Raw genomic sequence first — 21,264 nt, forward strand, 5'->3', positions numbered from 1 at the left:
GTTAGTGTCTTTATTCTAGCACGGGGAGGTTTCACAATGGCTAAAATTATGATTGTTGAAGATGATCAATCAATCGCTACACTGATCAGTGAGAATCTTGAGAAGTGGCAAATAGATACTCACATTATTGATGACTTCAATAATGTAATGGAAGAATTCCACGAATACAAGCCAGATTTAGTATTATTAGATATCAACTTACCAGTTTATGACGGTTATTATTGGAATCAAGAAATCCGCAAGATCTCCAAAACACCGATAATTATTATTTCATCTCGTAATTCTAACATGGATCAAATCATGGCAATGAATATGGGAGCGGATGACTTCGTCGAAAAACCTTTTTCTGTCGATATCCTAGTTGCCAAGATCAACGCACTTTTGCGTCGTACTTATGATTTCACCAAAAATACTAGTGACATCATCGAGCACAACGGTCTGAAACTGAATTTATCTAGCGGAACGGTCGAGATCGGCTCCGATAAGATAGACTTATCAAAAAACGAATATAAGCTGCTACAACGACTTCTTCGTGACCAAGGTAAGATTGTTACCCGTGAACAATTATTGAACTTCATGTGGGACGACGAGCGCTTCGTGGACGATAATACCCTGACGGTCAATATCAACCGTCTTCGTGGCAAAATTGAAAAATTCGGTTTAAAAAATTACATTGTAACTAAAGTGGGACAAGGATACATCATTCCCTAAGCGAGGCTAACATGACTTTTTTTAAATTTTTACGTGACCATTTATTATCTTTGCTGTCGATTCTACTAACCGTGACATTTATCGAAGCAATCTTATTCTTAGATCCACACGTTAAGTTTCAAACGGGAACTTTACTATATTCGTGGATAATCGCCGTGCTATTCGCCTTCTTAGGCCTGTACTTGTCATATTTGCGAAAAAAAACTTGGTACGAGCAACTCAACAACTATCAAGAGGACCTGTCAAAGGAACTCCACGGTGCCGTCAACAACGAGCAACGTTTCATTCAAGACAAGATCAATAATATCGGTCTGGAATATCGTAATGAATTGACAGAATTGTACCAGAATCAGCACGACCAACAAGAGTATACCGAATCATGGGTTCACGATATCAAAGTACCATTGGCGGCTCTCAAACTAGCCCAAGATGGTGATTTGGACCAGAGTTTGGTCGAAGAAGAGATCGATCAGATCGACTACATGGTTGATCAAGCCTTATACTTCGCCAGACTGAATAATTTTTCTAATGATTACTTGATTCAAGAGCAAGATCTGAACAGCATCGTCAAGTCATCGATTAGGACCAATAAGCGTATGTTTATCGCTAAACGAATCGGTATTAGTTTGGACGTGACTGACGATAAAGTCTTAACTGACGAAAAATGGCTGAGTTTTATTTTGAACCAGATACTCGCTAACAGTCTGAAATATACTGATCAAGGTGGCAAAATCGAGATATTCACAACCAATCGGAACAACAATATCGAATTACACATTGCAGATAACGGTATCGGAATCGTTGACAAAGATATCAGCCGCGTCTTCAACAAAGGATTCACCGGTGATAATGGTCGCAAGTCAGGTAGCAAATCAACCGGTATCGGACTGTACCTGGTCAAAAAAATGACCGACAGGCTGGGACATAAAATCAGTATTCGCTCAGAAGAAAAACATGGGACGGAAGTTGTCATTACATTCTTAGATCTACCGTATTATCAATAAATTGAATTAAATCAAAAAAAACTACGACTTATTTTGTCGTAGTTTTTGTTTGTTAACGTAATGTCATTGCATTCAAGGCAACGATCACGGTTGATAAGGACATGACTACTGCCCCAACCGCTGGACTTAGCACGAATCCAACACCAGCTAAGACGCCAGCTGCAAGTGGAATTGCTAAGATATTGTATCCGGCACCCCACCATAAATTCTCAACTGTTTTACGGTAAGTCTTTGCGGATAGATTCAAGAACTTAGTAATATCACTAGGATCTGAATTGTAAAGAACTACATCCGCTGAATCAATCGCAACGTCAGTTCCAGCACCGATTGCCACACCGATCGTAGCACTTGCCAGACTTGGTGCATCGTTGATACCATCTCCGACCATCATAACGTGATGACCTTCTAATTCAAGATTCTTGATGACCTTATGCTTATCCTCAGGAAGTAATTCCGCCTTGAATTCATCAATACCTAATTGTTTGGCGAACGATGCTGCAGCTTCCTTGTTATCACCCGTCAACATGATTGGAGTGATATTTCTAGCCTTCAAGTCCTTGATGAATTGAACTGAGTTAGCCTTGACTTTATCTCCTAGGGCCACCAATCCCACTACTTCATTGTCAACAACTAGATAACTGACTGTATTACCTTCGTCTAAGTATTGTTTAGCAGCCGACTTGTCAAAAGTCATTTTATGAGCTTGTAAATATTTCATATTTATCAATAAATAATTGTGTCCATCTTTAGTAGCACTCATGCCGTATCCCTTGATAGCTTGGATATCATCTAATTGTGCCGGTTGAACGTTTTGATCCTTAGCGTATTCAACCACACTGTTAGCAATCGGATGACTAGAACCACTTTCAATTCCGGCGATCAATGATAATAATTGATCTGCATCCATCTTATTTAATGACTTCAAGCCATTAACCGTAAATTTACCTTCTGTTAAAGTACCCGTCTTATCCATTGCTACATAGTCGATCTTACGACTATTTTCCATTGCTTGATTGTCACGAATGATCAAACCATTCGTTGCAGCGATAGATGTACTACGTGCTGTAACTAATGGAATAGCTAGACCCAAAGCGTGAGGACATGCGATAACTAAGACCGTAACCAAACGCATCAATGCCAAGTTCATATTACCAAAGACTAGCCAATAAACGAACGCCATCAAACCGACGATCACAGCCGCATAGAATAGCCAACCCGAAACCTTGTCTGCCAACATTTGTGTTTTTGATTTATTGCTCTGTGCATCTGAAACTAATTTACTGATTTGTGATAAGTAACCCTCACTTGAAGTTTTAGTTACTTTAATTCTGATCGTACCTTCACCGTTAATAGAACCACCAACCACTTTATCGCCAAGTGATTTCTTAACAGCCTTTGATTCACCTGTGATGAGTGACTCGTTGATATAACTTTGACCACTGATGATCTCCCCATCGAGTGGAATCGATTCGCCAGCTCTGACTTCAACTACATCATCGATCTTTACCATAGAAATATCATGATCCATCGTTTCTTCGCCGTGAATCATATGAACTTGATTCGGTACTAGTGAAGCGATTTTTTGCAATGCATTACCAGCACTCATCGTAGATTTCATTTCGATCCAGTGACCTAGCAACATGATAACGATCAGTGAAGCTAGCTCCCAGAAGAAGTCCATGATATGCTGGTCGCCATTTAAAATATTTCCCATCACGAATGCATATAGACTGTAAATATAAGCAACGCTGATACCCATCGTGATAAGGGTCATCATGGCTGGTTGTTTAGCTTTCAGTTCACCCTTTGCTCCAGTTAAGAAAGGTTTACCACCATAGAAAAACAAAATTGAACTGAGAATCATAACGATCCAGTCAGACCCTGGGAATTGAAATTGAAATGGTAAGTTCAATCCCATGAACGGCGATAAGATGAATACTGGAATTGCAAGAACTAGCGAGATCCAAAACTTTTTACGCAAGTCCCCCATATCCATCATCATACCACCGTGATTCATCATCATATGTCCGTCGTCCATACCTCCCATGTCCATATCCATATGGTTCATGTCATGCATCTTCCCGTTTTCCATCATCCTACGCCTCCAAGCAATCGCACTTAACAGTTTCAGGTGCGGTTTTTTCTTTTTCCTCTAATAGATTAATCAAATCTCTAATGTCACTCTTAGATATTTCAGAATTTTGAATCAAATCACCAATTGCCTTACCCTTTTTCATACAACACAAACTGTCAAACATATTGTTGGTACTCTGGTGAATCGCATCACTCTCTGAAATCTCAGGAGAATAAATATAAGGTCGCTTCGATTCATCAGCCTTCAAGAAGTTTTTCTTCTGTAATCTGACGATCAATGTTTTGACAGTAGCCTGTTTCCAGTCAGTCTTGGGCTCTAATACTTCTATAACCTGTTTACTAGTTGCTCCGTTCAAAGTCCAAACTACTCTCATTACTTGCCATTCTGCTTTTGTCATATTTTCGATTTCATTCATAATTGTCAAATCCTTTTTCGTCTACAATTGTAATCCTTATTACAGTTACTAGTTTACAACTGTAAACGAGAATTGTAAAGAAAAAAGCACACTCAAAATTATTATTTTGTAGTGTGCTCTTATAAATGCCTATTTATAGCCGTTTGCACGGTTAGAAGTAGTGATATTTTGATTGACGTTCTTTGTGGCCTTCTTCAAAGCCTTATGAATATCTCCACCATTATATGCTTCTTCCATGGCTACTTCTTCAAGCTGACGTGTTACTTGCATACCTTCAAGAAGAATACCTGAATTGACATAATTTGGTTTGGCATTTGCTAATTGTTGTCCAGGAACCTTAGCTTCTGGATTTTTAGCGTATAGATCAGTCAAAATCTTTTCTTTTTGAGAATCCTTGTTTAGTGCCAAGTATCCCGTAGATTTTTGCCATTGAGCTTGAACTTTTGAACCTAACGCATATTTAGCGAATTCATAAGCACCTTGTTGAACAGCCTTTGGTTTATCGTTTGAGATCCAAAGAGCTGCCCCACCGATTGACACACCATTGGCCTTTTGACCATCTGGATGTGGGAAATATGTAATTCCTAACTGGTCCTTATTATTTGCAGTCAACTCACCAATACTTGCTGATGATTGAATGAAGATCCCAACCTTACCAGCCAAGAAACCAGCTGTCTGGTTAGCGCCTGCACTGGCACCTGAACCATAGTTAATAAAGTCGCCAGACTTGATATTTTCTTTGATCCATTCCAAGAACTTAACAGTAGAAGGATTATCCATATTGATACTTGTTGGAATACCGTTGTGACCATTGTTGTTATTCGCTAAAGCAGTACCAGCGTTAGTTGTAGCTTGTTCTAACAACCAACCATAAATTTGAATAGTCATACCTTTTGTCTTATGACCTGAACGTTCGTACAATTGCTTGGCCACACGAGTAATATCTGAATAAGTTGGTGACACTGGTGGTGGTGTAATGTTGTACTTCTTCAAGAGCGAAGCATTGTAATAAAGAACTGGTTGTGAAGTGTTGAAAGGCATCGCTTGTTGCTTACCACCATTAGAATAGAAAGATCTAGCAGCGGGAGCAATTTTATCAATATCAAAATCTGGATCTTTGTCAATGAAGTTTTGTACTGGTGTCGTGTACTTGCTGTGAAGCATTTGAGCTGTGGCAATATCAAAAGCTTGGAAAACTGCAGGTGATGTACTTGTACCATGTGTTTGCAGAATTTTTTGGATAGCTTCATCATAGGATCCTTGATACTTAGGGATCACTTGATACTTAGTTTGTGATTTGTTAAATCCATTAACTACTTCTTCAAGCGCATCTTCGGATGCTCCACCTAATTCGTGCCAAAAAACTACTGGGATGCGGTCAGATGAACTTGAAGATTTAACAGGATTATTAGTTGTAAAAATACCAGTTGCTACTGCAGCCAATATTAAAACTAATGAAATCAGCGATCTTTTTAACCGTTTATTCATGTTATTTAACAGCTCCTTCGTTCATACCTGATTTGAAGTAATGTTGACCAATGAACAACACTAGGATTGTTGGAATAACAATAATAGCTGCACTGGCTTGGATCATACCCCAGTCGTTGAATGTTTCTTCAGATTGTAATTGACGTAGACCATTTTGGATCAAACGAGAATTGTTACTGAATGTTGTTAGCATTGGCCATAAGTATTGGTTCCATGCACCTAAGAAACTATATGCACCTAAGGTGATCAAACTAACCTTGTTATATGGAAGAACGATATTCCAATAAAATTGGAAATGATTCAATCCTTCAATATCTGAGGCCTCTTTCAATTCACTCGGTGTTTGCATGAAGGCCTGACGTAACATGAATGTTCCAAAAGCGGAAGTTAAAAATGGAATTAATAGAACTGAATAATGATCTAACATACCTAGGTTCTTCACAGTAGTGAAATTAGGGATGATCTCAGCTTCAAAAGGAAGCATCATTGTGATCAGGAACAAAATGAACAGTGCATTGCGATATTTGAACTTCAAGAAAACAAACGCATACGCACTCATAGAACAGAAAAGTAGTTGTGCGATCATAGTCAGAGTTGATACAGCCAAACTATTGGCTAAGTAGCGCAGAATCGGAGTTCTAGTAAATGCTGCAACGTAATTGTTCAATGATACATCGGTACTTAGGAAATTACCCTTAGCGATTTCCATTGTAGGTAAAAAGCTCGTCCAGATACCAATGAAAAATGGAGCTAAAATGATGAATGCCAGTAATATCAATAAAGTATAACTAACAATCTTATTCAAAGGGCTTGTCTTGTTTGTACTAATCATTAGTAATTCACCCGTTTTTCTAAGAATTTGAATTGTAAGAATGTGAAGAAGGCAATGATAATCGTTAAAATAATTGCTTCAGAACTTGCTTGTGCATAATTACCACTGTAAAAGGCGTCCTTGTAAATTCTATAAACCAACATGTTTGTTGAGTTAGTAGGACCACCCTTAGTGATCAAGTCGATCAATCCAAAACTCTTGAATCCTTCGATCAAAGTAATTGTTGAAACAAAGAATAGCGTTGGTGAAATCATTGGTACAGTAATCTTAAAGAATTGTTGATGTTCTGAAGCACCTTCAATACTTGCTGCTTCGTACAATGAAGTTGGAACTGATGAAATAGAACCCAATAAAATCAAGAATGTGAAGCCTAAGTTCATCCAAACGGTAGTAATGATAACTGCCCACATCGCCATAGTTGGATCTGTTAACCAGTTGACAACTGGTAGACCGAGCATATTACTCAATAATGCAAAAAATCCGGTTGAGGGGTTAAAAATGAAGAGCCAGAAAATGGCAGCAACTGACACAGATACACCCATCGTTACGGAGTATAAAGTTCTAAACACTCCAATACCCGGAAGGCGCTTGGACGCTAGATTGGCTAGCAATAATCCAATCCCAACGGTCAATACCGTAACAGCGAACACGTAGATCAAGGTGGATCCTAAACTAGCGATATATTCAGGCGAACTCAATAACTCTACATAGTTACCTAAACCATTGAATACCGTTGTCTTACCTAATGTGTTAGTTAAGAACAAACTGATGTAGAGTGTTCTAAACATTGGATAAAAGACAAAAACACTTAGGATCAATAGCGATGGACCAAGGAACAAGGTTGCATAATATTTGTCATTTGCACTCAGCGAAAATGTATGATGTTTTCTTCTTGATTTTGCCTTAGATCCAACTACCGTCGATGTTGTTGATTTAAGCATTGACCAGATCCCCCGTTTCGATCGCGATACGGTTATTTGAAGCATCAAATAAGAAAATTTCATTACTTGAACTTATGCTGACCTTTTCAAAAGCTGCATAGACTGCCTTACCGGGTAACAAAATACGAATGTCATGACCACTATTAGTAGTTGCATATACGATAGTTTCGTCACCTAAGAACTCTGTACTCTTAACAGTAGCGTTAGCAGTTAATTCATCTGCCTTTTCGATTGATAGTTCACCGGGGCGAATTCCGATCTTAGCGGCTTTATCAGTGATCTTTTGATCCATAGTGATTTCAAAATCACCATCAACGTTCAATGTATAATCATTGATCTTTTGAGCAGGCATGATATTGATAAGAGGTGTTCCAAAGAAATTAGCCACGAATTCGTTGGCAGGTTCTTGATAAATCTCTGTTGGAGTTCCAATTTGTTGAACTTGGCGATCATTTAAAACCATGATATGGTCAGCCATCGTCATTGCTTCAACTTGATCATGAGTAACGTAGATCAAAGTAATTCCAAGTTTTCTTTGTAGTTGATAAATCTCTTGACGCATTTTCACACGCAATTGTGCATCTAAGTTTGATAAAGGTTCGTCCATCAAACAGATCTTAGCGTCACTGGCAACTGCACGGGCTAGTGCCACACGTTGTCTTTGTCCACCTGATAACTCACGTGGCTTACGATCCTTTAATTCGTTCAAATTAACCATATCCAAAGCATCGTTAACACGTTGATGAACCTCAGCTTGGTCTAATTTTCTAGCTTTTAGTCCAAAGGCTACATTATCCCAGACATTTAAGAATGGAAATAGTGCGTAGCTTTGGAATACCATCGTTAACTTACGGTCCTTAGGTTGTAAGTCATTTACGACTTGGCCATCGATACTGATCTCGCCGTCAGAAATATCTGTTAATCCAGCGATCATTCTCAATAATGTACTTTTTCCACACCCTGAAGGTCCTACGATAACGAAGAATTCACCCGTTTCGATCTCAGCAGAAACATCGCTCAAGATAATATTAGTCTCATCATATCGTTTTGATACTTTATTCAAAATTGTAGACATATTCTTCACCCCATTAAATTTCGGTAGATTCAGTATGTGGGAAGGATGTATATTTAATTTTTATTTATTGTAAAGTTTGTGTAAATTTTCAGAAATAATCTATAAAAAAACTAATTCATTTTCATAACAAAAATAGCCCCAACCGATGAGTATTTTCATCGATCGAGGCTATTATTTTTTTATTTAATTGGGCAAGCTCCGCTTTCGCAGTCAGATTGATCAACTAATTCAATATCTTTTTTATCATGATTATCGTTCATTTCGGCAAACTTCTTAGCAACATTGCCACTAATAAGTGCCTCACGAGCAGTATAGATCTTCTTATTGATAGGTTCCTTTGGAGCTTGTTTCAACTCACCACCACTATATGGTAGTAGTGAAGTTGACTTAGTTATATGTCTGTATTGATACATCAATGGAGCGATTTCCTTAGCTTCGTCTGGTTGGAACGTAACTGTACAGCTGACAGCATTATCTGACCAGTATGTCTGTAAAAATGCTTGTGTAGCAAATTGTTCAGCGATAGAAACATTACCAGCTGAAGCGAAGTTAGGGTTGTCAGCATTAACAGCCTTCACTGGGAACTCGACACACATTGTATGCTTAGTATAAATATCAGGTTCGATCTTGTAACCACAAGCTTTCAAAGCTGGAAGCAACGGGTCACTGTCTTGGAATCTGATTCTTTGGATCAAGTAACCGGCATAGTGGAAGTGCATCCCTTCAGAAACACCTGCCAACTTAGCAACCGTACCTGATGGCTTAACCGTTGTATGCTTGATCGAAGTATTACAATTCAACTCATCAGAGTAGTTCTCGTCAGCTTCAACAACAGCGTGGTATAAGTCATCGAATCTCTTAACGATTCTTTGGTCGTAGATAGGTTTTTTGATAGCTACACCGTCTTGGTCTTTAGCATCTTCAAAGCCTGTGACCACACGATTACCAAATGTGTTTAAGATCCAGTCTTGGATACCTGACATTGATACACCGATACGACGATTCTTTTGGATAGCCGTGCGTGATACTTCCCAATCGTAACTGCTGAATGTGACACGCTTAGTATATCTTGCTGCTAGATTAAAGGCTTCTTCTAATTCCCAACCTTGCTTCTCAGCAATCACTGGAAAGACTTCAAACAAGTTACATGGTTCACCATTGCTCAATGAAATCTCGCCACATGGATTAGTCCCTTCGACAGCATCATCGATTCCTGGTTGGTAACCATCAGCGATACGTCCATAGTTACGTGACAATTCAAGATTGACGATACCGGGTTCACCATTGTGAACGATCGAGTCTGCGATTGGTTGATACTTAGTAAACTTAGAATCAACTGAAACACTGTTATTTGAAGCCCAACGGTGATGATATAACTTCTCTTGGTCTTGTTTCATAGTGATAAAGTCATCGTCTGTGGATCCACCAAGAGCTAACTCAGCTGAACGACGCACATTACCAGCAACGACCGTCTTACCGATCAAGTTACCCATATCTGTACAATCAACTGATGTAAGTTGCTTACCAACTGCACCATTCAATACTTCATTGATATCAAAGAACATCTCGATCAATGGCACAGGACCTGATGCAGTACCACCAAATCCCTTGATTTTAGCACCCTTAGGACGAATATCAGTAATATCTAGGACAACGTCATTCACACCTTCAGCGTTAGTAGATGCAAAGTGAGCGTCGATCATATTAGCATTAGCAATGACCCAACCTTCACGAGTATCTGGAAGCTTGTAAAAACGTACGTCAGCGATGTCATGATCCTTCAAGTATGTTTCACGATCAATCGCACCGGCTTCGATAGAATCCTTGTAAGAAGCGCTAGATTTGCTGATAAGAACAGTTAAATCAACTTTCTTATCCACAACTGGCATTTGCTTCATGTTGCTAGGAACAACGGAGAAGCCAACTCCGCCACCCTTCATCAATTGATCGAACATGAATGAAAATGGCATTGATACGGCAACTTGATCTTCCGTCAAATAACTAGGAAGAATATGACTTTCGCCGTACTTCTGTGGTCTGATTGCAATAAACCAGCAGTTGTTCAGAGCGTCTCCGTTACGATCTTGGTATTCAGTACCAGAGATCCAGAGATTTCTACCTGATGGAGTGGCTGCTAATCCGTAGACTAACTTGTATAGTTCTTTAGCTTCGTTAACCAAGCCTTGATATTGTTCTTCTGTCAATGAATCATCTTTCAAACGTGGGTCAAGGTTGATGTTACCCTCAACAACACGCTTAACAGTTTCTGACCAATTTTCGGTACGTCCTAATTCTGGGATCCAACGCGCATAAGTACGTTTATAAGTTACCCAGCCAAGTTCTCCCCAATGTGGTTTCACCGTTGCTTTGATTTCGTCGATAAATTCATCGTCTAATTTGATTTTTCTTAATAAGTTCATCATATTGCTTCACTCCATTTGCTTAGAAATAACACTATATATGGTATCTCATCTCGAATTATATAACAAGATGTAGTGTTTGTTAAACAAATAAGTGAACCTGATTTTCATAACTATAAACACCGTCAATTACGTTATTTATAAATTTGTTTTCATAAAAATTTTTTTTTGGAATTAAATTTTGACATAATTCAATTCAACTTGATATTTTAAATCCGCAACTACCATTCTAATATGCTTATCGCTTGATAAGCAATCATAAATTTAATTAGGCTATTTTGCATAATTTCAAGTCTTTTTTAAAATATTTTTTTGTGGTAGTTTAGATATTCTATTCCAAAGTGGACATGTCAATTACAAAGCGATAATGAACATCGCTGTCAATAATACGTTGATAAGCCGTAGACACATCGTCTATCCCGATCATCTCGATCATTGGGTGAATATCATTTTCGGCCGCAAAGTTTAACATCTCCTGTGTCATAGCAATGCCACCAACATTAGAAACCGTGATAGTACCTTGTTTATTGAAGATACTGAATAAATTGAATTTTTGTTCATCCATCGTCAATCCTACGAAACAAAAGATTCCATTGACGCTCAATAATTTAAGATATTCATCTAGGTCGAGTGCCACGGCAGTCGTATTAAGAATAAAATCGAATTCTCCATTGAGCTTATCGAAGTCGCTTGAATTTTTGAGGATCTCGTAACCAGTGGCACCAAATTGATTGGCTTCGTTTCGCTTCTTCTCTGAATGCCCTAAGACGGTCACCTCAGCACCTAGCTTGTTAGCGAATTGAACAGCAATATGACCCAAACCACCTAGACCGATAACAGCAACTTTCGTACCTTTTCCAACACCATAGCGCTTCAATGGATTGTAAGTTGTGATGCCAGCACATAGTAAAGGTGCGGCTTCAGCTAAGTCTAAATTGTCCGGAATCCTCAAAACAAAATGTTCCTTAACAACGAGTGATTGAGAATATCCACCTTGAGTGATTTTTCCCTCATAATCAGGCGTGTTGAAGACGGAAACAAAACCTTTTTCACAAAATTGCTCTTGTCCTGCCTTACAATACTTACACTCACCACAAGAATCTACGAAACAACCAACACCTACTCGGTCACCAACTTTATATTTGGTAACTTCTGAACCCACCGCACTGACGATACCGGATATTTCATGTCCCGGTACGATCGCATGGTCAAAGGCAGTTCCGATGCCTTCTACTTGGGCGATATCTGAGTGACATATTCCACAATACTTGATGTCAATAGCCACATCGTCCGCTTTCAAAGCTCGACGAGTAATGACTGTATGATGGAATGAATCAAATTTGGCACTTTTGGCTTCTAAAGCTTTAACTTTTATTTCTGGCATGAGATTGTCCTTCTTTTATTTAGTATTATTACGCATATAATTTAACATATATTTGGTTGCTAACTGGGCATCAGCTCCATAGAAATCGTGTCCAGCGCCTTTGATTATCTTTACTGTGGCGTGTGGCAAGACCTTGGCTGCTTTTTTAGAATAACTATCCGGAACCACATCGTCAGCACTTCCATGGATCAAGAGTGCATTCCCCTGAAAACCCTTGATGTGATCCCAAATATTGTAATCTAGTAAATGACTATAGTATGTCCGTCCTACGGTCATATAATTATCGACTGTCTTAGGAATTTGATTAACATTACTGAATCGCTGTCTTGCTTCATCAGGGATGACTAGTGCTGGATATAACAATATTTCACCTTTGATTTTATTTTTTAATTCAGCTGCCACAATAGCTGAGACTGCTCCGCCTTGACTCAATCCTGCCAAGAAAACTTGTGAAGCATCTACTTCTGGTCGCTTCGTAATTTGATCGATGACAGCCTTTAGATCATCAGCTTCAGTAAAAATCGACATGTCCGTCGTCTTCCCAGTGCTTCGGCTACTATCGCTTCCACCACTGAAGTCAAATACATATGCGACATATCCAGCTCGTGCTAAGGGACGTGCATAGACCGAAGTATCCTCATAGGTACCTGTCAAACCGTGTGAAAGAATCACTGTTGGGGCTGATCTTCTTCGATCGTTATCAGGAAGATATAACTTGCCATACAAATTTTTATTATTGTATTTTACATGCACTGTTTCTACTTGATAATCCATCTGTTGGCTCCTTTCACTAGTTGATTGTGATGTCTGACTTCGATGTTGATAAAATAGCCATCCACTCATGGCTAACACCACTAATATAATCATTGAAATCCATAAAATGATATTTTTCTTCATAATTACACTAATTTACAGCCGAAATTTTAACTGTAATTTTTCCTGATTGAGATTTGATAAATTGACGATAACCATTGGATGTTATATGACCGATATTGTGTAGCTCATCGAATTGTCCTACTTGACCATAGTATAAGAATAAACTCTGATTGTTTGAATTATAATCAATATCTCCACTCTTAGGATCATCACCTGACATCCCCGCAGTATTCAAGGCACTATCAAGTTTGGCATACTTTTCAGGATAACCTGAGGCAAAAGTCTTAAAAGTCCATGTTTGTGGGAGTGACTTGATCAAATCTTGGCTGGCAGATGAATCATTCAAATAGCCATCAAAACTACGGCCATTTATCTCTACCTTAATAGCTGTGCTGGCAGATGAATCTTTTTTGGTTTCAGACTTAGTCCTTTGAACGAAGGCATTTGCATCTAACCAATTCTGAATCCTTTTAGAACTAGCATCACCAGACGTCAAGTTCAAGCCTTTGGCAATAGTTGCCTGTGGAACTAGTTTTTTGATTGTATTATTCGTTTGCTTGATAGCTGCAGAATCTGCCATTGCACTGGTACTGAATGGAACAATCCGCTTATTAGCTAACTTGTCAGCATTCTGTGACAAAAATGATTGAATTGGATATGCAATATCATTACTCCAGATAGGATATCCTACCAAAATCGTATCGTATTTATTTAGATCTTTCGGTACATTAGTCAACTGATCATATTGATTATTCTGACTTTCACGTTTCACACGGCTATTAATAGAATCATTGTCATCAGTTGGATAAGCTTTTTTGGCATCGATCCTAACGATATCTATATCTCCTACCTTATGAATCTTCTTTGCTAAAGTATCAGTATTATTAGTCAACGAATAGTACACGATCAACGTTTTCTTAGCGTTGCTATTAGTTTTAGTAGCCGTTACGGCTGATGATGATGAAGCTGTCTTGGAACTACTCTTTTGTGAACAAGCTGTGAGAACCAATCCCAGTATCAATATCATCGTAATCAATAAATTTCTTTTTTTCATTTTGTCACCATTCCTCTACATAGTTAATCTTTCATCAGTTAGGTGTTCCGACGGAACGCCTATTTTTTTTAACATTTTTTCTACTTCTAAAACAGCCTTAGACCCACCGACCGTGATAAAGCGGGCATTCTGGACTTCGGTTAAATCCAATAGATCGGGTAATTGTGACTTAGTCAATCTACCGACCTGTACGTGATATTTGAAATCTTTATTTTCTAAATTCTTAAAATCCTCATCAAAAAACATATCTTCGGCACTGTGTACCGTCCACAATACGTGTATTTTACGTTGATCATGATACGCTGCTGCTAAGCTCATCAGTGGAGCAACTCCCGTTCCTAATCCGATCAATACTAACGGTCTAGAGTCTTGTTCCACGATCGACTCAAATCTACCAAACGGTCCTTCAGCTTTGACTGGACTACCGACTTTTAAATTTGCAATCTGTTTCGTGTAGTCGCCTAATTCCCTAATCGTAAAGACTACTAGATTCGGTGCAGACAGGGTGTCATTAGTGACAGAAAACGGATGTGCTTCTTTAGAAATCTCTGGAAAGGTTACGAAAAAATAATCTCCCGGCATGAATAGATTGTGTTTGTGTCCAAAATTTACTGTTATTTGTTGAACAGTATTATTCAAAGAAGCGATTTTCTCGATTTTTCCCACTACTAATTGATTTGAAACCGCCCAATGCTTCCACAGATAACTGGTCAAAACAACAATTGTGTATGCGTCAAATATGATCATGAAACCAAAATGAGTATTGATTCGACCGATCAGATGTACGTGTAGCCAAATCAACAAGATCGCAACTAAATTAAGTCGGTGAATCCATATCGATACTTGATGTTTAAAAAAGAACTGTAAGTTTCGTTTGACCTTTGCTATAACTGGTAGTCGATCGACTAACCAGCCTGACAAAAAGACCATTGCGTAAATTATGCCGAAGATAATCAAATACCAAGCCCAATCACCGGTTAAGATTATCCAACGCCCCATAGACATCAAATAATGCCGATGAACAAAGGCTAAAAGCAAGGCGCCTATTCCTAAGAAGCTGTGAATGGAATACGTAGCTGGCAGGCCTATCAGCCTGTCTAACCACAATGGTCGTGTGGATAAGAAGACTTCAAACAACCACCAAGTGTAGGCAACTAGTCCTGAATCAATTAATAACAATTGGCTAGTTGCTGACGAACTCATTTCCCAATTTAGAATCAATACTAATGGCAAAGGGAAGATGATCAATGCCATGATCCAAACCAAATATAATGCCAGCGGATATTTTTTTAACATTTACTTCCCTCCATAGCCTAATTTATTTAACCAACTGTCGATCTTTTGTTGCGAATGATCGGCTTGTTGGCCTTCGATCTCAAATCCCTTTTTCATAGTAGCTTGAGGATACTTCTTCTTGATAGTTGATAATGAGTCTCCCCAACCTGAACCCTCATTGGTTGAAAATGGAATGATCGTCTTGTTATTCAAATCCGCTTGATCCATAAAGGTTTGAACCGCCATGGGGATGTCGTTCCACCAAATGGGATATCCGAAGAAGATCGTGTCGTACTTTGATAGATCTGGCAATGGTCCTTGTATCCTTGGTCGAGCATTTCTCTGTTGCTCGTTCTCAGCTTGATCAACGGTTTTGTCATAATTTTTAGGATATGCCTTGACCGTTTGAATTTGATACTTATTTCCACCCGTAACTTTTGCGATTTCATTAGCTATTCTCTGCGTATGACCTATTTTCAAATTTGTATCGGGATAATTGGTCCCAGACCGTGAAAAGAATACGATGAGAATCTTGTCACTATTTTTGCTCGTACTAGAGCTAGTTTCACGCGACTTTTGTGTAATTGAATTCTTTGTTGGATCGCGATTACTTGCCTTATGGCTCTGTGACAAATTCCAACTGAATAAACCGATGAACACTGCAATAGCTCCTATAATCAAAAAAATCTTTTTTCCCATACAATCACTCCTCATACTGAAAATATTCACTAAAAAAAACTTTACTTACTGAAAATAACTTGTGATTAGTATAAGTGCGTTATAAGCTCATGACAAATACACATATTTTATAGATATGTATAAGTTATTGTTATATGTTGATTGGTGATGATCACATAATAAAAAGCACCCAGCAGATTGCTGAGTGCTTAATATATATACATTGTTTTATAACTCATCGTTCTAAAGTTGACTTTATTTTTTCTTGTAAATTTTTATTGTTTAATAAGTCTGCACAATAATATGCAATATTCTTATATCGATCAAATTGCCTCTTATCTGATTTATTTTTTAAGCCTAGAGCAACGTTATAATTTATCTCATCAATGAAATATGAGACATGTTTTTCATTAGCATAATTAATCCCTCGTTTTGAAATGTTAATAGATTCGTTGTACTCCTTAACCTTTATCAACGATTCTCCTAATTCTTTACAGATAAACAATATTTCCAAACTATTTGAATTTGAAATATTAAAATTTTCTTTCAAAGAATCCTCTACGATCCCAAAATAATACTTAGACATATCATCATACTCTTGATAACAAGAAATAACGCCTTTAATGAGATACGACATCAATGTATAAATGTTATTATTATCTGATTTTGTATCTAACAAAACTTTGTCGGCATAGAACGAACTTCTATCATAACTACTGTTTTTAAAAAAAAGAATACAATTAATGAAGTCAAACTGTGCAACGTTCTTAGTATCGATTCCGTCCTTAACTAGAGCTATTTTCTCATTCACTTGATCCAGTCTACTTAGTAATATATCACTTTCAATCTCATCTAATGCGATAAATTCTTCTTCTTTAGAATCGCTAGAAAAGTCACTAAAAACATCATTCAGTGATAAATCTAATCTCTTACAAATTTTTATCAACACATCGATCTGAGGATTCATATTATGTTTTTCCATTTTACTAATTGTATTTTGATTACAAATGCCTGAAGCTAGATCGTTTTGAGTCAGATTTAAAATACGCCTTTTATCATAAATCACCGTACCTAAGAACATAGAATTACTCCTTTCATTACAATTAAGTGAGGCATTACCGCTTGAGACTATTTTTTACCTTTTAAAAAAACACAATAATTATTATTTTAGTTATGTTAGCATGTATTTTGTACGTCTTAAACAATAATTAGGAAAAAAATATTAACGATAAATTTCTTATATTCATTAATAATTATTAAAAATCCATTTAAAAAGGAGAATCATAATTTGGGTACACTATCATCCATTCCTTGGTTGTTATTAGACGCCACAAACACAATGTTAATTTTTGTTATTTCATTCATGCTTATTCCAAAATCAATATCAAAATTTAATATCATGCTAGTAATAGTAGCTGATATATTCCTTACTTTTTTGGATAACTTTTCATCAAACGTAAGTACAATATTAATAATACCTATTTTTATACTTATTTACCAAGGATACAAAAATGAAAAGATATACAAAACGATAGTATTTATTGTAGCGATAATAATATCAGGCATAACCCAACAGATTTCTATTTACTGTATGGTTAATATTTTTCATTTTAATACAAATTTAAAATCAAGTTCCGCTCTTATGTTTACTTTAATAGTTTCTTTGATGAATTATGTATTATCAGTAACATTAATTTTTATCATTAAAAATATTTCGAAGAGAGTAGAAAAAGATTATTGGAATGACATAATTATAAAAAGAATTATTTTATTTTCGTCAATAATGATTTTTGTACTATACATATTCATAAATTATCTTGCTCAACAACTTGAAATTCAGCTGACATATCTAAATGTAACTATATTGATTTCGATTTTAATATTGATTTTCATTTCAATAGGTATGACTATGTTCGTCAATTCTCATATAAAAGAATTAAAAATTAAATACGAGCTGAATAACCTAAAAGAAATGAATAATTATATTTTGGAACTGGAAAGAAAAAATAACGAATTACATAGATTTAAACATGACTATAAAAACTTTTTATTATCACTATCCACATCCATTGAATCAGATAATATAAAAAATGATTCTATAAAAAAATTACTACAATATGCCGACATTAGGATGGATGATAGTCTTAGTATTGAAGATGGTAATCTATTTAAACTACAGGATGAATTAGTAAAGGGGATAATTTTTTCCAAGCTAATATCTGCAAAAAGGCAAAAGATTAATACTGATTTTGAAGTGGATAATAATATAAGTATTTCCAAAGATCATTCAGTTAGTATTATTAGAATTTTAGGAATTTTATTCGATAATTCAATTGAGGCTTGTTTACATATAAATTCACCTGAACTAAAATTCGGACTGATTTCATTCGGAGAATATAATGAATTCATTGTTAAAAATAATATCGAAAACAAAACTAAGATAGATTTAAATGAAATATATAATAGCGGATACTCTACCAAAGAAAATCATAGCGGACTAGGATGGGCAACCGTTAAAAAAATAGTTGATTCTAATGATAATTTTTTATTACAAACAAAAATAGAAAATGGATATTTTGAAACCATTCTCACCGTATTGGAAGACAAATAATGTTATTAAATATAATAATTTGTGAAGACGACAACTCTATAAGAAATTTATATCAATTGATGATTAAAAATTATATAAAACATCATAATGAAATTGAAGCAAAAATAATACTATCTACATCCAATCCAAGTGACGTAGAAATATATATAGAAAACAATTCGAATGATCCAAAATTTTATCTACTAGATATAGAGTTTCCCAGTTCTAAAATCAAAGGTATTGATTTAGCTTCAAAAATACGAAAAAGTGATTTCAATGCTAAAATAGTTTTTATTACAACACATGAAGAATTAACGACTATGATTTTTGATAGAAAAGTTGAACCATTAGATTACATAACTAAGGAATTAGGCCTCGATGAAATAAAAAATCAATTGTACAAGGATTTGGATATAACAATTGAACGTCTTATCCCTGCTGATGAAAAATCAGCCAAGAAATTTTCATTTTCAATAGGGTTTAAAAAATACCAATTTGATACTGATAAAATCAATTACTTTGAATCATCAGAAAGTACTCACAACGTATATCTACATACAGATAATGAAATCATCGAGTTTTTTGATACTTTAAAGTCTATAGAAATCAAACTAACAAACTTCTATAGAGCCCATAAAAGTTTACTAGTTAATTTGGACAATATATCAAGTATCGATACCAAGAATAATAAATTAATTTTTCAAAACGGATCATCATGTGACATCTCACGTCGTAAATTAGTTACCCTAAAGAAAATATTAAAATAGCTTATACAAAAATTTGTATAAGCTATTTTTATACTTTGAAAGTATAATATCCGTTTATTAAAGAACTTTAAATTATAAATATATAACGTGATAGTATATTACCTATGATATAGAAGAAAATTAATCATTACTTATTAATCCTCTTTTAAGAATAGGAAGTTCAGACTATCACTAAAATTCAAAACATCTTAAACAAAATAATTTTAGTTTGCCTAGCAATATTCACCAGTGTAGTATTTTTATTAATGTTAACATTCTATGCTGAGAACTATGTACTTCAAGCAAACTACAAATACATAGTTCTATTGATAGCATTCGTACTGTTCATAACGCTGATAGGCTATATACTGATAACTATAAATACAACTAATAAACGGATCAATAATCTTGTTCTAGGCATAATGTTACTAGTCTTCATGATTACGGCTTTAGTCTGGATTGCAAGTGTACCTACGAATCAAATCAGTGATTTCGGTAATTTTTGGAGTCGTGCTCCGGGATTCTTCCAGGGAGACAAACTTTATTATAGTAACAAAGACTACTTTGCAAAATATGCATATCAAACCGGATTTATGGTTTACGTATTGGCAGTTGTAAAAATATTTGGTTATAATATTTTTGCAATTCAATTTCTAAACGTTGTTTTTCAAACACTAACACTACTATTCACTTATCTAATAGTTGATAAAATTTTCAATAATATCAAAATTGCTCGATTGTCAGTTTTATTATTGATGATTGATTTAGATTGGTTTGCACTAAACAGTCAAGCTAGTAATCAATATTTAGGATCATTACTATATCTGATAACCTTCTACCTGTTAATGCAAGACAAGTTATGGAGCTATATTTTAGCTGGAATAACTTTGACTGGTGGATGCCTAATCCGCCCTATCGGACCAGTTATTATCGCAGGAATTTTCGTATTTACAATAATTTTTATTTTGATGAAGCATCATAATTACAAAACTAGCCTCAAATTTTTACTTTCTCTAGCAATTTACTTTGTTTTATTCAGCCTTGCTGGATGGGGCATCAAAACTTCAGGAATCAATCAATATGGTCTATCTAACAATGATTCTGAATGGAAATTCCTTACTGGATTGAATTACCAATCTGGAGGAACTTACTCTCCAGATTTAAACAATTTAATTGATCCTAATAAAACCCGTGCTCAAACTAGAAAAGTTGAAAGAAACAGAGTAAGTGAAGAGATAAATTATTTAAATAAAAATAATAAGTGGTTATCACTATTCGTAACTAAGACACAAACTCTCTGGTCAACTAGAACATTAGCCACCGACTTTACTAGTTACAACCTAATGCATTCATTAAAAACAGTGAAGTTAATAGATTATCTTGCCTATATCGGCTCGGTACTCTTGATCATCACTTCTTGGATCGGTTCACTGGAGTTATTCAGAAACAAGTTCAGTGATCAACTATACTTGTTGATATTGCCATTGTTGGCATTCGCCGTTGTCCAGTTGCTCATAGAAGTTCAAGGTAGATACAGAATTGAATTTCTGCCCATTATCTCAGTAGTTTCTGGATTAGGATTTTATAAAATACTGCTAGAAATAAAAAGTATCTTAATAAAAAGATCTGACAAAAAGTCATCTAATTTAATTACAAACGAACAATTAAATAGTTAGATTC

18 protein-coding genes are annotated in these 21,264 nt (G+C 36.0%); 5 read left to right on the forward strand and 13 right to left on the reverse strand.

Annotation, left to right across the window (positions count from 1 at the left end):
* The first annotated feature begins 36 nt into the window (after window positions 1-36).
* Both AC27FM_RS11680 and AC27FM_RS11685 read left to right on the forward strand, forming a co-directional pair.
* Window positions 37-711 (forward strand): response regulator transcription factor, encoded by a 675-nt coding sequence (locus AC27FM_RS11680; RefSeq protein ID WP_487088511.1) that lies wholly within the window; start codon window positions 37-39, stop codon window positions 709-711.
* A gap of 11 nt (window positions 712-722) precedes the next feature.
* Window positions 723-1,715 (forward strand): sensor histidine kinase, encoded by a 993-nt coding sequence (locus AC27FM_RS11685; RefSeq protein WP_487088512.1) that lies wholly within the window; start codon window positions 723-725, stop codon window positions 1,713-1,715.
* Between the two features lie 52 nt (window positions 1,716-1,767).
* Here the strand turns inward: AC27FM_RS11685 and AC27FM_RS11690 are convergent, their stop codons facing one another.
* The 13 genes from AC27FM_RS11690 to AC27FM_RS11750 form a co-directional block, all read right to left on the reverse strand.
* Complete coding sequence (locus tag AC27FM_RS11690; protein WP_487088514.1) at window positions 1,768-3,810, reverse strand: heavy metal translocating P-type ATPase; 2,043 nt, start codon at window positions 3,808-3,810, stop codon at window positions 1,768-1,770.
* A 1-nt stretch (window position 3,811) separates the two neighbouring features.
* Complete coding sequence (locus AC27FM_RS11695; RefSeq protein WP_487088516.1) at window positions 3,812-4,225, reverse strand: CopY/TcrY family copper transport repressor; 414 nt, start codon at window positions 4,223-4,225, stop codon at window positions 3,812-3,814.
* Between the two features lie 129 nt (window positions 4,226-4,354).
* A complete protein-coding gene (locus AC27FM_RS11700) occupies window positions 4,355-5,713 on the reverse strand; it encodes an extracellular solute-binding protein (protein ID WP_487088518.1) in 1,359 nt (452 codons plus the stop codon).
* 1 nt (window position 5,714) lies between these two features.
* Window positions 5,715-6,545, reverse strand: coding sequence for a carbohydrate ABC transporter permease (locus AC27FM_RS11705; RefSeq protein ID WP_487088520.1), 831 nt, complete (start codon window positions 6,543-6,545; stop codon window positions 5,715-5,717).
* Window positions 6,545-7,486 carry a carbohydrate ABC transporter permease gene (locus tag AC27FM_RS11710; protein WP_487088522.1) on the reverse strand — a complete coding sequence of 314 codons (942 nt, stop codon included), beginning with the start codon at window positions 7,484-7,486 and terminating at the stop codon, window positions 6,545-6,547. Before AC27FM_RS11710 ends, AC27FM_RS11705 begins: the two co-directional genes overlap by 1 nt.
* Entirely contained in the window at window positions 7,479-8,561 is a 1,083-nt protein-coding gene (locus tag AC27FM_RS11715) for an ABC transporter ATP-binding protein (RefSeq protein ID WP_487088524.1), read from the reverse strand. Before AC27FM_RS11715 ends, AC27FM_RS11710 begins: the two co-directional genes overlap by 8 nt.
* A 179-nt stretch (window positions 8,562-8,740) precedes the next feature.
* The gene (gene nrdJ, locus AC27FM_RS11720) at window positions 8,741-10,981 is read right to left on the reverse strand and encodes a ribonucleoside-triphosphate reductase, adenosylcobalamin-dependent (protein WP_487088564.1); all 2,241 of its coding nucleotides are present in this window, start codon (window positions 10,979-10,981) and stop codon (window positions 8,741-8,743) included.
* Between the two features lie 331 nt (window positions 10,982-11,312).
* The gene (locus AC27FM_RS11725) at window positions 11,313-12,365 is read right to left on the reverse strand and encodes an NAD(P)-dependent alcohol dehydrogenase (RefSeq protein WP_487088526.1); all 1,053 of its coding nucleotides are present in this window, start codon (window positions 12,363-12,365) and stop codon (window positions 11,313-11,315) included.
* A gap of 15 nt (window positions 12,366-12,380) precedes the next feature.
* A complete protein-coding gene (locus tag AC27FM_RS11730) occupies window positions 12,381-13,208 on the reverse strand; it encodes an alpha/beta hydrolase (RefSeq protein WP_487088528.1) in 828 nt (275 codons plus the stop codon).
* A gap of 61 nt (window positions 13,209-13,269) precedes the next feature.
* Complete coding sequence (locus AC27FM_RS11735) at window positions 13,270-14,295, reverse strand: cyclophilin-like fold protein (protein ID WP_487088530.1); 1,026 nt, start codon at window positions 14,293-14,295, stop codon at window positions 13,270-13,272.
* A gap of 15 nt (window positions 14,296-14,310) precedes the next feature.
* Window positions 14,311-15,591: a ferric reductase-like transmembrane domain-containing protein gene (locus AC27FM_RS11740; protein WP_487088532.1), complete on the reverse strand. Its 1,281-nt coding sequence runs from the start codon at window positions 15,589-15,591 to the stop codon at window positions 14,311-14,313.
* Window positions 15,592-16,269: a flavodoxin gene (locus AC27FM_RS11745; protein ID WP_487088534.1), complete on the reverse strand. Its 678-nt coding sequence runs from the start codon at window positions 16,267-16,269 to the stop codon at window positions 15,592-15,594. It lies immediately after the preceding gene.
* A 214-nt stretch (window positions 16,270-16,483) separates the two neighbouring features.
* Window positions 16,484-17,329 carry a helix-turn-helix domain-containing protein gene (locus AC27FM_RS11750; protein WP_487088536.1) on the reverse strand — a complete coding sequence of 282 codons (846 nt, stop codon included), beginning with the start codon at window positions 17,327-17,329 and terminating at the stop codon, window positions 16,484-16,486.
* 207 nt (window positions 17,330-17,536) lie between these two features.
* Between AC27FM_RS11750 and AC27FM_RS11755 the strand changes: the two genes are divergently transcribed.
* The 3 genes from AC27FM_RS11755 to AC27FM_RS11765 all read left to right on the forward strand — a co-directional run bounded on the left by AC27FM_RS11755 (window position 17,537) and on the right by AC27FM_RS11765 (window position 21,260).
* Window positions 17,537-18,859 (forward strand): sensor histidine kinase, encoded by a 1,323-nt coding sequence (locus AC27FM_RS11755; protein WP_487088538.1) that lies wholly within the window; start codon window positions 17,537-17,539, stop codon window positions 18,857-18,859.
* Window positions 18,859-19,605 carry a LytR/AlgR family response regulator transcription factor gene (locus tag AC27FM_RS11760; protein WP_487088540.1) on the forward strand — a complete coding sequence of 249 codons (747 nt, stop codon included), beginning with the start codon at window positions 18,859-18,861 and terminating at the stop codon, window positions 19,603-19,605. Before AC27FM_RS11755 ends, AC27FM_RS11760 begins: the two co-directional genes overlap by 1 nt.
* A 245-nt stretch (window positions 19,606-19,850) precedes the next feature.
* Window positions 19,851-21,260, forward strand: a complete 1,410-nt coding sequence (locus AC27FM_RS11765; RefSeq protein ID WP_487088542.1) for an ArnT family glycosyltransferase — start codon at window positions 19,851-19,853, stop codon at window positions 21,258-21,260.
* Window positions 21,261-21,264: the final 4 nt, after the last annotated feature.

The sequence above is a fragment of the Companilactobacillus sp. y65-5 genome (genome assembly GCF_057541095.1).

Excerpts from the sequence above, each read along its gene's own strand:
- AC27FM_RS11680 (WP_487088511.1), top strand. The coding sequence starts at position 37 with ATGGCTAAAATTATGATTGTTGAAGATGATCAATCAATCGCTACACTG.
- AC27FM_RS11685 (WP_487088512.1), top strand. The coding sequence starts at position 723 with ATGACTTTTTTTAAATTTTTACGTGACCATTTATTATCTTTGCTGTCG.
- AC27FM_RS11690 (WP_487088514.1), bottom strand. The coding sequence starts at position 3,810 with ATGATGGAAAACGGGAAGATGCATGACATGAACCATATGGATATGGAC.
- AC27FM_RS11695 (WP_487088516.1), bottom strand. The coding sequence starts at position 4,225 with ATGAATGAAATCGAAAATATGACAAAAGCAGAATGGCAAGTAATGAGA.
- AC27FM_RS11700 (WP_487088518.1), bottom strand. The coding sequence starts at position 5,713 with ATGAATAAACGGTTAAAAAGATCGCTGATTTCATTAGTTTTAATATTG.
- AC27FM_RS11705 (WP_487088520.1), bottom strand. The coding sequence starts at position 6,545 with ATGATTAGTACAAACAAGACAAGCCCTTTGAATAAGATTGTTAGTTAT.
- AC27FM_RS11710 (WP_487088522.1), bottom strand. The coding sequence starts at position 7,486 with ATGCTTAAATCAACAACATCGACGGTAGTTGGATCTAAGGCAAAATCA.
- AC27FM_RS11715 (WP_487088524.1), bottom strand. The coding sequence starts at position 8,561 with ATGTCTACAATTTTGAATAAAGTATCAAAACGATATGATGAGACTAAT.
- nrdJ (WP_487088564.1), bottom strand. The coding sequence starts at position 10,981 with ATGAACTTATTAAGAAAAATCAAATTAGACGATGAATTTATCGACGAA.
- AC27FM_RS11725 (WP_487088526.1), bottom strand. The coding sequence starts at position 12,365 with ATGCCAGAAATAAAAGTTAAAGCTTTAGAAGCCAAAAGTGCCAAATTT.
- AC27FM_RS11730 (WP_487088528.1), bottom strand. The coding sequence starts at position 13,208 with ATGAGTGGATGGCTATTTTATCAACATCGAAGTCAGACATCACAATCA.
- AC27FM_RS11735 (WP_487088530.1), bottom strand. The coding sequence starts at position 14,295 with ATGAAAAAAAGAAATTTATTGATTACGATGATATTGATACTGGGATTG.
- AC27FM_RS11740 (WP_487088532.1), bottom strand. The coding sequence starts at position 15,591 with ATGTTAAAAAAATATCCGCTGGCATTATATTTGGTTTGGATCATGGCA.
- AC27FM_RS11745 (WP_487088534.1), bottom strand. The coding sequence starts at position 16,269 with ATGGGAAAAAAGATTTTTTTGATTATAGGAGCTATTGCAGTGTTCATC.
- AC27FM_RS11750 (WP_487088536.1), bottom strand. The coding sequence starts at position 17,329 with ATGTTCTTAGGTACGGTGATTTATGATAAAAGGCGTATTTTAAATCTG.
- AC27FM_RS11760 (WP_487088540.1), top strand. The coding sequence starts at position 18,859 with ATGTTATTAAATATAATAATTTGTGAAGACGACAACTCTATAAGAAAT.
- AC27FM_RS11765 (WP_487088542.1), top strand. The coding sequence starts at position 19,851 with ATGTTAACATTCTATGCTGAGAACTATGTACTTCAAGCAAACTACAAA.